We start from the raw sequence: 11,654 nt of genomic DNA on the forward strand, positions 1-11,654 counted from the left end.
CCTTCTTTTGATTTATGAGCGGGGAGTTTAGCGAAAATTTGGTAAATATATAATTAAAAATTCCCAGAATTCTATCTATTTATGAAAGTAATATATAATTCCCGACTTTTTTAAGGAGAAAGTATGCCCAGCCAGTTAATAAATGGAGCTATTAAATTTATGGAAGAAAATTTTGCCGAGCATGCCGAGCTTTTCGGGAGTCTGGCAAATCATCAAAAGCCCCACACACTTTTTATCGGCTGCTCTGACTCGCGAGTGGTGCCAAGCTTAATTACCTCGACGCTTCCAGGAGAGCTTTTTGTTGTACGAAATATTGCAAACGTCGTTCCTCCATACCGAATTAGCGAGGAATTTTTAGCAACTACCTCAGCGATTGAATACGCGCTATATTCGCTAAATATCAAAAATATCATCGTTTGTGGGCACAGCAACTGCGGGGGCTGCGCGGCGCTGTTTTATGACGCAAAAAAGCTCGAAAAAATTCCAAACGTAAGGCGCTGGCTAAATTTAATGCAGCCTGTAAAAGACGAGGTCGAAAAGCTAAAAGATATCGGCGCCGACAAGCGCGAGTGGATCACCGAGCGGCTAAATATTATAAATTCCATGCAAAATTTACTTAGCTTTCCTGGCATTAAAGACGCCTACAAAAACGGCGAGATTAAAATTTACGGCTGGCACTACGTCATCGAAACGGGCGAGCTATTCAACTACGACGACGAAGGCGCGCATTTTACGCTATTAAATAAGGGAATGGATTATGAAAAAATCTATAATCAGCTTTTTAACGATTAGTCTTTTTAGCGCCGCTTTAGCGTTTGCAGACCTCAACACGACCGGCGAGGGAAGCTTTGTAGAGACGAATTCTTCTACTCCAGAGGCAAATCTTACTTTAGAAAACAACAAAACCGAGATCAAAAAGGAAGTCGCTAAAATTTTATCCAAATCCCTTGGTGCAGAGGATGGCAATAAAACTGAAGTAATAAATATGATCGCAGAAAAGGTCGCTAAAACGGAGACTTCGCAGAAAAAAGCTCCTAACGGCGAGACGCTTATCTCTGTAATCAAAGAGATTAAAAAGCTAAATTTGCAGCGCAGCTCCCTGCTTAACGGCGGCGATGCCAACGCGAGCAAAAACGAATTGGACGCCATCGATCGCAATAAAGCTAAGCTCTTTGATCGCCTACCTTTTGCAATTACGCAGCAGGATATGGATATCGAAAGCATAATGTCGTATGCGCAAAATAAAAAGAACATCCAAACTACGCTAAAAAAATACGCCAAAAAGCAGAGCTCTCCCGAATACGTAAATGCAAGCGCGGATTTGGAAAAAATGGAGATGGCAGAGATCTTTTATACCTCACTTATGAAAATTGAGGATATGTTTGTAAACGGCGCAAGCAGAAGCGCGCTTGAAAGCGAGCTGAGTAGCACGCTACTAAATATCCAGACTAGGGATTTTAGCAAACTTAATGATTTGAAAAACAATCTAAGCAGTCAAGAGCAAATAGACGCCTTAGAGTCTAAAATCAACGATTTGAAAAACGACAAGCAGACCTACGACGAGGTGCTTACGTATCTGTCGCGAAATAGCGATCTACTCGCAAGCAGCGTGGTTTTTACGAGCTTAAATTTTAAATCGGTGATTGATTATATCAACGATAAAATTCCGTTTAAGCTCAGCCACGTAAATTTCGGCAAGCTCATTTTGATCACGCTGATTACGCTATTTTTCTACTCGCTTCGCAGACTGCTTGCCAACATTATCTATTTCGTATTTAAATTCTTTAATAAAAGCTTTTCGCTGGATAGCGAAACTCTAAAAACGCAAGTAGTAGGCATCATCAAGCGTCCGATGGGTATTTTGCTGATCGCTTATTCGGTCGATATCTGTCTTAGTATATTTTATTATCCGGCGCCTGTGCCGATAAAATTTGCAAATTTATTCTCGATCGTTTACGTGGTGCTTTGGGCATGGCTCATTATCGAAATCATCGACGGTTACGGTATTATCGTGCTTGGAAACATCACGAAAAAAGGCGTCAGAAAAGATATCATAAATCTAGTCGTTAAAATTCTATACGTCATCGTAATCATCATCGCCGCGCTTTTGGTGCTAAAGCGTCTAGGCTTTGATATCTCGGCTCTTATGGCATCGCTTGGAATCGGCGGACTTGCGATCGCGTTTGCGACTAAGGACATCATCGCAAATTTCTTCTCATCCGTGATGCTATTATTTGATAATTCATTCTCGCAAGGTGATTGGGTCGTATTAGGAGACATAGAAGGAAACGTCGTAGAAACGGGCTTTAGAAAGACGACGATCAGGACCTTTGATAACGCTCTTGTTTTTGTGCCGAATTCCAACATAATGGCGCAAAATATCAAAAACTGGAGCCGCAGGAAGGTAGGACGGAATTTAAAGCTTACCGTGGGCGTCGAATACGGTGCGAGCACGGCTCAACTTCGAAAGTGCGTAAACGACATCAAAGAGATGCTAAAATCTCACCCAGGCATCGCTCAATCTGCAGATACGGCATTGAATTCTAAAGATTTTCGTATGCGCTATAGACAAAATATGGTCTCTATCGACGATTTAGCGGGCTATAAAAGCACTATGTTCGTGGCGTTAGATAGCTTTGGCGATTCGTCTATTAACATTTTAGTTTACTGCTTCACAAAAACCGTAATATGGGCAAATTTCATCCAAACGAAAGAGGATGTTTTATTTAAAATAATGGAGATCGTGGAGCAAAACGGACTATCGTTTGCCTTCCCATCACAGAGCGTTTATATCGAAAATATCCCGGAAATAGCAAGCGAATGCGTAAAATCAAAAGTAAATTCCAACGACAAAGGAGAGCAAAATGGCTGATTTCGATGACTTCGAAGACGAAGAGTTCGATGAGGACGAATATGAGGACGATGATCTAATCGGAGGCGACGAGAGTTACAACTACAACTACGACGAGGACGATTATAGCTACGAAGACGACGACGGTTTTAACGATTATAGCGATTTGGACAGCGAGGATTATTAGTGTTTAGATCCAGGGTGCTGCCTTTTGATCCGCGCACGAATAAAATCGCGAGCCTACAGAGTTTGAAATTTCATCACGGCGGGCTTTGCGAGGACTATGTCTCCGCCCTAAATCGAGACATTGCGGATACGCCGATACAAAACGCGGATCTTTTTACGATCATCACGCAGTCGTTCAGGGAGGCGCGCGGCGAGGAGTGCGAGTTTTCGCAAATTTCAAAGCTCTATCAAATTTGCCTAGGTTTTAGCCGTATTTTTAACAACGCTTCTGAAATTTACAACCACGATTTTTACTTCGACTGCATCGCGCAGCCAAGCGAGCCTAGCGGCGAGCTCGCGGACGCTTTAGCTCAGGCTTTCGGCGGGATAGAAAATTTGAAAAGCGAGTTTTTAAAGCGCGCACTGGGGCTTTTCGGTAGCGGCTGGTGCTGGCTTGCATGCGACGAGCGCGGCGCGAATTTAGAAATCATCACGACGCAAAATGCGGACACGCCGATCGTGCATGGTAAAATTCCGCTTTTAGCCTGCGATCTTTGGGAGCACGCCTATTATGTCGATCATCAAAATGCGCGCAAGTTCTACGTGGAGAATTTCTTGCGTTTTGCGGACTTTGGCTTTGCAAGCGACGCCTACTTCCAGGCAAAAAAGCAAGGACTTGACTCCGTAAAGCTCTACATCAGCGAGCTTCACCCCGCTGCCTCCTCGCGCTGCGATTGTGGCTGCTGCGGGTAGATTTGGGCTTTTGTTACACAGCTTCGAGCACTGCGGATTATTGGCTCTCTATGACTGCCACGCGCTAAATTCCAAGCGCCTTCCGCTTCTCGGCGTCTATATTTTGCCTCGCGAATACTGCACCGCGCAGCCCGTGGCGTCGCAAGACCTTAGGCTTGCTATCTAGCCGTATAAATTTACGTGGATTTTGATCTTGAGCTCATTTGGCGTCTGCGGATTAAAATTTAAGATTTTTAATTTGAAGTTTGTTTGACTATAGTTCACCGCTCGTTACGCGCCAAATTCCGAATGCTTCTCCTTTTCAGCGCTTATATCTTGTGCGCAAATGCCGCATTGCACAGACCTTATGTGAAATTTCGCTTTATCTAGCTCTGCTTTCTTAAAATTTCCACTGCCCGCGTATTGAAATTTAACGCTACGAGCGAGCGTCTTGTAAAATTTTAAAGTTGTAATTATAGATAGTTCGTAAAATTGTTATCTGTCTAGATAAAATTTGCTGCGCCAAAGGCGGGGCGCGGCGGGTTTGAAATTTACGCCCGAATAGCACAGCTTGCGGCTTGCGGGCTAAATTTAACGGAAATCGATCGTCGAATTTATCCTTTCGGCGGGTAAAATTTCAGTGCTGTTTCGGCTTGAAATTTCGCTTTAAATTTTAAAAATTTGCACCGCGCCAAAGTTAGCTCGTCATGCCGAAAAAAAGGAGCCGCATCGAAAGCCAAGTTATGCCACGCCGGACGCACCCGCACACTACGTGCGCCAAAATATGGCACGGAATTTTAACCGCATCAGCTCAAATCGTGCGACGAGCTGCGCTGCACGAAACCTCGTTAGTTAAAGCGCCGAGCCGTATTCGCGCGCCGTATAAAGCCGCTAGACGCAGAATTTTACTCGTTTAAACGCAGCACATCACTTCACAAACATAAAATTAGTCCGTTAAGGCGGCACTCGTCGCGCGGCATGCACGCCAAATCAAAAGTGCAAACCACGTTCGCTTAAAATTCGAAGACATACTCAATAAAATTCAAAGCCGCACCCCAAAAATACAAAAGCCGCACTCGCTCGAAACGCGAAGTCGTGTCTATTTAAAGTATAGAGCTACGCCTAATAAAATTAAAAACCGCGCTAGCTCGAAAGGTAAAGCTAAATTTATTTAAGACGTGAAGCCGCGCTTAAAAACGCAAAATCTTGCTCGCTTAAAGCAAAAAGCCAATATTGAAAATGCAAAGCTGTAGCCGCCGAAAACTCAAAGTCGCGTCTGCTTAAATTTCCTGGCTTATTTAAAATTCTAAGCCTACTCAAAGCCCCAAATCCGCTTAAAATTTTAAAATTTAGCCTGCTTTACTCTCTTGCGAGCCCGTTTTTATCGGATTTATCGCTGATTAGATTGCCCGCTTCGTCGTATTTTTTGGCGCGCACGAGCCTGCCACGCTCAAACTCGCCCTCGGCTTCGAGCTTGCCGTCTGCGTAGTAGTGCTTCACCGTGCCTGTCTCCAGCCCATCCTTAAATGTTACTCTAGCTTTGAGCGTGCCGTTTTCGTGATATGTTTCATAAAGCCCGTGTTTGCGCCCGTCTCTGAACATCACCTTCGCCGCAAGCGCGCCACTCTCGTAGTACTGCCGCGCCTCTCCCGTTTGGCTGTCGCGCTCAAACTCGTATTCGCCCTGCAGCGCGCCGCTTGCGTAGTATTCGCGCACGGCGCCGTCGCGCTCGCCGTCTTTGAAATTTTCGACTACGCGCGTCTTGCCGTCCTCGTAAAATAACTTCCAAACGCCCTGTTTGCGGTCATCCTTGTATGCGCCCGTCTGCTTTAGCGCGCCGTTAGCGTGATACCATCTCTCTACGCCCTGCCTATTACCCCCTTTGTAGCTTCGCTCCCCGCGCACTTTGCCGCTTTTGTAATAATCCACGTCCTTGCCGTTTCGCAGCCCGCCCTTATACGGATGGCGCGCGCTTACTTCGCCGCTTTCGTAGTAATCGGTAAAAACGCCCTCGCGCCTATCATTTTTATACGCGCCCTGCTGCTTTAGCTTGCCGCTTTCCTGATAATACAGCTTGTAAAAACCCTCGCGCTTGCCGGCTTTGTATTCGCTCTGCGATCTCAGCTCGCCGCCGTCCGCGTAGTAGCTCTTCGCGACGCCGTCGTACAGGCCGTTTTTTAGCGGATATTCGTTTGAGGGCTTATCTCTGCCGTCAAAGTAATCGCGCTGAAGCACCGCGGTGCCGTTCTTTACGTCGATCTCTCTGATAAGCGTGGGCGGCAGCGGCTTTGCTCTGGGGTAGACGACGCCCATAAAGTTTACGTCGTAGAGATCCTCGGCGCTGTAGTGCAGCACCTTGAGCGTCCCGCTGTAGGGCTTGTCTGCTACGAAATACAGGCCGTTTTTTAGGACCGGCTCGGGTTGCATTACGCTTTTTGACTCCAGAGCTTGCGCGCCTAGCGCCAAAAGCGGAAGCAGAAGCAGGAACTTTAATGCGCTTGGAAAGCTAAAACTTCGCATTAAATTTAAGCCCAAATTGAGCGAATTTTGCGCGGCTTTGCGGGTTTTCATATTTTGCTTCCTTTGGCTTGGTTAAATTTGAAGAATTTTAAAATTTGAAGCTAAATTTTAGATAAATCCTCGCGGAGTTTGGGCTGTGGATTTGGTTTATGGCGTTGGACGCGTGCCGTGCGCGTAAGCTTATCACGTACTATTTAACGGAGTTAAACGTTAAATTTCGGCGGGCTCTTTAACATATCCGCGACGATCGTCCACTCGCCAACGAGCCTTTCAAAACTAAAATTTGCATTCGCAGGGCTAGTCGAGGGTAGCTTGACGGGTTCTTTGCCCGTTGTGTTTAAAATTTGAGTTTTTAGGTATTTTTCGCAGATTTCGTGCGCCTTGCCGCCGTTTGTGTAAACTTGCGCGATGTGCGCGCCGCTAAAGATCGGCTCTAAATTTGCAGGCACGACGGCGGTCATTTTGGCGTCACTTGAGCCCTTTATCTCGCAGCAGATCGCAGCGTCGTAGATGGCGATGCGGCGGGCGAGCAGGAATTTTATCTTTTCCTCCGTGCTCGTAGGCGGCGGCGCGTTTAAAATTTGCGCCAGCACCCGCCAGAAGCGATTTTGCGGATTTGCGTAGTAAAAGCCCAGCTTGCGAGAGGGGGCGGAGGGAAAGGAGCCGAGGATTAAAATTTTAGAATTTTGATCGAAAATCGGCTTAAAAGGGTGAGTTTGGCTCATTTTACACCCGCTTTGTATTCGCCGAAAACGCCCGCCGGAGCGCTATAAAATTTATCTTTCATTTTCGCTTATCTCTCGTAAATACCCGAATTTTGCCAGTGAAACAGCTTGGGCTAAAATTGCGCGGCGGCAAAGATTTCGGCGCGCCTGCTTGTTCTGATACGGCGCGCGGTAAAAATTATGATGAGCCTACCGCGGCGTGCGATTTGGGTCTAAATTTCAACTTTTCAAAATCCCAAATCAGAGCTTTTGCGACTAAATTCAGCGCTTCGCAGCGGCAAAATTTTAACCCTCGCGGCAATTAAAATTCCATCCACCGCAACTGCCGCCGAAACGCTACGCGCTAAATTTTAGGTACCGAGATTACGCGCACGAGCTCGCCTTTTTTGAGCTCTTTGACCTCTAGCGGCGCGACTAGCAGGACGCTATCGTCGTCTAAATTGTTCAAAATCGCGCTGGAGCCCTGCTTTTTGCTTTGCAGGCTAACAAAAAGCCGCCCGTCTCTGTTTTGCAAGAGCGCGGGCATAAATTCCAGCCACGGCGTCTTTTTTACGTAGTCGTGATCTAAGATTGCGCTAAATTCGGTGTTTTCGTGCACGCCGAAGGACTTTTGCAAATATATGCGCAAAAACAAAATGCACGTAATGAGCGCCGAGAGCGGGAAGCCGGGGAACGCGAAGATATATTTTTCGCCGGTTTTGGCTACGCGCACGTGGCGGCCCGGTTTGATCGCCGCGCCCTTTACGATTAGCTCAAATTTTGATTGCAGCGTGCTTTGCACGAAATCGTAGTCTCCGACGCTCACTCCGCCGCTAGTTAGAAGCATGTCGGCGCTCTGTAAAGCCGATAGGATCGCGCCTTCTAGCTCTTTTTCGTCATCGCGTACTAGAGGCATTATCATCGCTTCGCAGCCTAGTTGCGTTACTAAATTTGCAAGCGCGATGTGGTTGGAGCTGTAAATTTGAGCGTCGTTTTCGAGCTTTTCGCCCAGATCCTTGATCTCGCTGCCGGTGGCTAGGATCGCTACTTTTGGGCGGACGAATACGCTTATGTGAAATAGACCAAGCTCGGCTAGCAGCGCGATCTGCGAAAATCCGAGCTTCGTGCCGCTACGAAGCAAAAGCTCGCCCTCGCGGTAGCTCTCGCCCGCCGCGCGCACGGCAAAGCACGCTGCGACAGGCTTTGTGACGATAATTTCGCCGCCTTGCACCTGCACGTTTTCGATCGGCAGAAGCGTGTCGCTGCCCTCGCACATGAGCCCGCCGGTGAAGGTTTTGACGCACTCGCCCGCCTTTGCCGCGGCGCCAGGCATTTTGCCTGCAGGCGTCGTGCCGACGATCTTAAATTTAGCTCCCTCGCTCAGATCCGCGCCCTTTAGCGCGTAGCCGTCCATCGCGGCGGTCGGGCGGCGCGGAGTGCTAAAAGGCGCCGCGACGTCGCTTGCTAAAATACGCCCTAGCGCCTGAGTGATCGCGACCTTCTCGATGCGCGATGACTTTTGCACCGTATTTGCGAAGCGCTCCATCGCACTTTCAAATTTTTCAAATTCCATTTTGACCCTTTAAAGTTTTGTATATCTGCTCTTCGTTTATTAAATTTGAGTTGAATTTTACGACTAAATTTTTATCGGTTTCGTAAATTTCGATCACGCCGTTTTGATCTTTAAGCGCGGCAAAATCGTCGTCAGTGCCCTTTTGGAAGTATAAATTTTTAAAAATTTTAGGATCGGTAAGGCTTAAAAGCAAAATGAACCAAACGCAACCAAGCGCCGCAACCGCGATACCTAGGGCAAAAACGCCGATTTTACCGAAAAGTATGCCGCCGCAAAGTCCGCCGACGAAGCTACCGAAAAATCCGAACGAATTAAAAATCCCGAGTGCGGCGCCCTTTTGGCCAGCTTTGGCAAATTTCGACGCGAGGCTTTGCATGATGGGTTCGTGTACGTTAAACCCGACGAAAAATATCATCACGCCCACGATAAATATGCCCGCGGAATGCGCGAGCGCAAAGATCAGATAGGAAAGCACGAAAAAGCAGATTCCAAGGAGCAAAAGCTGCTTCGCAAGCGCCTTTTTTTCGCCGAGCGCGCCGCTAGCGCCCATCGAGGCAAAGCCGAAAACCGCCGCGAGCGCGTAAACCTTGATGAGGTCGTTTTTGCTAAGGCCCAGCTTCTGCACGAGCAAAATAGGAATGAGTAAAAACGCCGTCGTCATGAAGGCCTTTTGGAAAAAATTCGTTAAATTCATCAGCATCAAATTTTTATCTTTTAGCAGCAGAGGAAGCGGTATTTTTTGTTTGAAAGAGCGGATCTGCGGCTCTTTAGGAATGACTAAGAATAAAAGCAGCAGACACAAAAACGTAAGCGCCGAGCTGAGATGAAAGAGGCTCGCAAGGCCGTATTTTGCGCTAAGATAGGGGCTTAAAATCATCGCTGCACCGAAGCTCACGCCTATCATCGCGCCCATTATCGCCATCGCCTTGCCGCGCTCCTCTTCAGTGGTAAAATCGCTTATCAGTGCCGTTGCGACCGCACCGACCGCACCGCAGCCCTGCAAAAATCGCCCGAAGATCATCGCGTGGATCTCCTCGCTAAATGCACAGACCGAGGAGCCGATGATGAATACGCAAAGCCCGATCGCAAGGGTGTTTTTGCGCCCGATCTTATCGCTTAGCACTCCAAACGGGGTTTGCAGAATCATCTGCGTAATGGCGTAAATTCCAAAGAGCAGGCCGATAAGATCTTCGTTGGCACCGCGCAGGCTAAGGGCGTAGAGGCTGAGTACCGGCAGCAGTATAAACAGCCCAAAAAATCTGGTAGCGATTATAAAACTAAGCGGCAGGACGCTTTTTAGCATTGTTGTGAACCTTAAAAGTATAAAATTTCTGGCGATTATAGCCAAAAATCGTAATGAATTCTTTGATTTTGGGTAAAATGGCGCATTAAATTTAAGGAGAGCGGATGAAAATTTTACTTGCGACGAGCAACGCGGATAAAGTAAAAGAGATAAAAGAATTCTTCGCAGAATATGAAATTTACGCGCTCGGCGAGGTGCTGGATCCTTTTGAGATCGACGAGTGCGGCACGAGCTTCAAACAAAACGCGCTTATCAAAGTTCGCGCAGTGCATGAGGCACTAAAAAGTAAAAATTTACAGAGCGAATTTTTTGTGTTAAGCGACGATAGCGGTATCTGCGTGGATGCGCTAGGCGGGGCCCCGGGAATATTTTCGGCGCGCTTTAGCGGTCCGGGCGCAACGGATGCGAGCAATCGCGAGAAATTAGCAAGCGAGCTGAGAGCTTTAAATTTAGATTCCTCATCCGCGCATTACACGGCGGCGATCGCGCTAAAATGCGCTCTGGGCGAGTTTTGCACGCACGGCTTTATGTATGGCACGGCGATAACGCAGCAGCGGGGGCAAAACGGATTCGGATACGATTTTATGTTTATTCCGCGCGGATTTGACCGCACTATCGGGGAGCTGCCCGCTGCGGTGAAATTTAAAATTTCGCATCGCACGAAGGGGCTGGCGCTGATGCAAATTTTATTGAAAAATTTAGAAAAACAGATGAGATTTGTTAAATTTCATTAAATTTAAAGCCGCAAAAAGCGGAATTTAAGAAAAAATATATATAATACGCTTTTCATTCAATCCACGAAAATCTTCGGAGCGTAGCGCAGGCTGGTAGCGCATCTGGTTTGGGACCAGAGGGTCGAAGGTTCGAATCCTTTCGCTCCGACCATTGTGGTGAGTTTAGCTCAGTAGGTTAGAGCATCAGATTGTGGTCCTGAGGGTCGTGGGTTCGATTCCCACAACTCACCCCACTTTATGCGCTCGTAGCTCAATTGGATAGAGCAACAGACTTCGGATCTGTAGGTTGAAGGTTCGACTCCTTTCGAGCGTACCACTGATTTGATATTTTGCGCTCATAGCTCAGTTGGATAGAGCAACGGCCTTCTAAGCCGTAGGCCAGAGGTTCGAATCCTCTTGGGCGTACCATATTAAGCTCATATTAAGAGCTTTTTGGCTAATATGCGCTTTCTTTTTTGCGGATGTGGTGAAATTGGCAGACACACCAGACTTAGGATCTGGCGCCTCACGGCATGAAGGTTCAAGTCCTTTCATCCGCACCATCCATTCTACGCGTTCCGGATTAGCTCAGCGGTAGAGTAGGCGGCTGTTAACCGCTTGGTCGCTGGTTCGAATCCAGCATCCGGAGCCATATATACTCAAAAATTCCTTTAGACCCCTGATTTTATCGATGTTTAAAGAGCTTTAAGTTTTCTTAGTTTTATAAAAATTTGTTCCAGAAATTTTTTAATATTCTAATTTCTCGTTATGCTTTCTAAGCAATCTAGAATACCTTTTATAAAATTTAAAATTCTCATTTTGTAAATAAATTTGATAAAATTTAGCTATTTATTGATTATAATCAATTTTTTTGCCTAAATAAAATCTTAAAATTACCAACTAAATTTTTTATAAAGGATTTCTATGAGCGACAATCTAGAGATGTTCTGTCATCAGTGCCAAATGAGCGCGCCCGAGGGCTGCGGCGCCAAAGGCCAAGACCGCGGTACCTGTGGCAAAAATTCCACATTAAGCCTGCTTCAAGACACTATGGTTTTCGGGCTTAAGGGCCTTAGCGCCTACCGCCACCACG

Annotated in this window: 10 protein-coding genes, 6 tRNA genes and 1 pseudogene; 13 read left to right on the forward strand and 4 right to left on the reverse strand. The window is 46.8% G+C overall.

All coding sequences use genetic code 11. The features are described from left to right. Window positions 1-123 precede the first annotated feature (123 nt). Genes Q0117_RS08315 through Q0117_RS08335 form a run of 5 tightly spaced genes read left to right on the forward strand, consistent with a single transcriptional unit; the run spans window position 124 to window position 3,935 of the window. On the forward strand, window positions 124-792 hold the full coding sequence (locus Q0117_RS08315; RefSeq protein ID WP_177389381.1) for a carbonic anhydrase: 669 nt from the start codon (window positions 124-126) through the stop codon (window positions 790-792). Further along, window positions 758-2,872 carry a mechanosensitive ion channel family protein gene (locus tag Q0117_RS08320; protein WP_297924504.1) on the forward strand — a complete coding sequence of 705 codons (2,115 nt, stop codon included), beginning with the start codon at window positions 758-760 and terminating at the stop codon, window positions 2,870-2,872. The genes Q0117_RS08315 and Q0117_RS08320 overlap by 35 nt, the downstream gene beginning before the upstream one ends. Further along, window positions 2,865-3,038 carry a hypothetical protein gene (locus Q0117_RS08325; protein ID WP_005870938.1) on the forward strand — a complete coding sequence of 58 codons (174 nt, stop codon included), beginning with the start codon at window positions 2,865-2,867 and terminating at the stop codon, window positions 3,036-3,038. Before Q0117_RS08320 ends, Q0117_RS08325 begins: the two co-directional genes overlap by 8 nt. Beyond that, window positions 3,038-3,769: a superoxide dismutase gene (locus tag Q0117_RS08330; RefSeq protein ID WP_297924506.1), complete on the forward strand. Its 732-nt coding sequence runs from the start codon at window positions 3,038-3,040 to the stop codon at window positions 3,767-3,769. Before Q0117_RS08325 ends, Q0117_RS08330 begins: the two co-directional genes overlap by 1 nt. A gap of 40 nt (window positions 3,770-3,809) precedes the next feature. Continuing rightward, a complete protein-coding gene (locus tag Q0117_RS08335; RefSeq protein ID WP_297924508.1) occupies window positions 3,810-3,935 on the forward strand; it encodes a hypothetical protein in 126 nt (41 codons plus the stop codon). A 1,172-nt stretch (window positions 3,936-5,107) separates the two neighbouring features. On the opposite strand, the gene Q0117_RS08340 is transcribed toward Q0117_RS08335, so the two are convergent. From Q0117_RS08340 to Q0117_RS08355, 4 genes are all read right to left on the reverse strand, one after another. Beyond that, a complete protein-coding gene (locus Q0117_RS08340) occupies window positions 5,108-6,319 on the reverse strand; it encodes a toxin-antitoxin system YwqK family antitoxin (protein WP_297924510.1) in 1,212 nt (403 codons plus the stop codon). Window positions 6,320-6,471: 152 nt separating this feature from the next. Next, a complete protein-coding gene (locus Q0117_RS08345; RefSeq protein ID WP_297924512.1) occupies window positions 6,472-6,993 on the reverse strand; it encodes a DNA-deoxyinosine glycosylase in 522 nt (173 codons plus the stop codon). A 343-nt stretch (window positions 6,994-7,336) separates the two neighbouring features. Next, on the reverse strand, window positions 7,337-8,545 hold the full coding sequence (locus Q0117_RS08350) for a molybdopterin molybdotransferase MoeA (RefSeq protein ID WP_297924514.1): 1,209 nt from the start codon (window positions 8,543-8,545) through the stop codon (window positions 7,337-7,339). Further along, a complete protein-coding gene (locus Q0117_RS08355; RefSeq protein ID WP_297924516.1) occupies window positions 8,535-9,848 on the reverse strand; it encodes an MFS transporter in 1,314 nt (437 codons plus the stop codon). Before Q0117_RS08355 ends, Q0117_RS08350 begins: the two co-directional genes overlap by 11 nt. 104 nt (window positions 9,849-9,952) lie before the next feature. On the opposite strand from Q0117_RS08355, the gene Q0117_RS08360 reads away from it, so the two are divergent. From Q0117_RS08360 to Q0117_RS08395, 8 genes and pseudogenes are all read left to right on the forward strand, one after another. Beyond that, window positions 9,953-10,582 (forward strand): non-canonical purine NTP pyrophosphatase, encoded by a 630-nt coding sequence (locus Q0117_RS08360; protein WP_297924518.1) that lies wholly within the window; start codon window positions 9,953-9,955, stop codon window positions 10,580-10,582. A 74-nt stretch (window positions 10,583-10,656) separates the two neighbouring features. After that, window positions 10,657-10,733, forward strand: a tRNA-Pro gene (locus Q0117_RS08365). A gap of 5 nt (window positions 10,734-10,738) precedes the next feature. After that, window positions 10,739-10,815, forward strand: a tRNA-His gene (locus Q0117_RS08370). Window positions 10,816-10,821: 6 nt separating this feature from the next. Further along, window positions 10,822-10,898 (forward strand) — tRNA-Arg (locus Q0117_RS08375). Window positions 10,899-10,913: 15 nt separating this feature from the next. Then, window positions 10,914-10,990, forward strand: a tRNA-Arg gene (locus Q0117_RS08380). A 49-nt stretch (window positions 10,991-11,039) separates the two neighbouring features. Further along, window positions 11,040-11,124: transfer RNA gene (locus Q0117_RS08385), tRNA-Leu, on the forward strand. Between the two features lie 14 nt (window positions 11,125-11,138). Next, window positions 11,139-11,213, forward strand: a tRNA-Asn gene (locus Q0117_RS08390). Between the two features lie 272 nt (window positions 11,214-11,485). Beyond that, window positions 11,486-11,654: pseudogene (locus Q0117_RS08395) on the forward strand (hydroxylamine reductase); the annotation flags it as partial.

Source organism: uncultured Campylobacter sp., assembly GCF_937997535.1.
Lineage (GTDB): Bacteria > Campylobacterota > Campylobacteria > Campylobacterales > Campylobacteraceae > Campylobacter_B.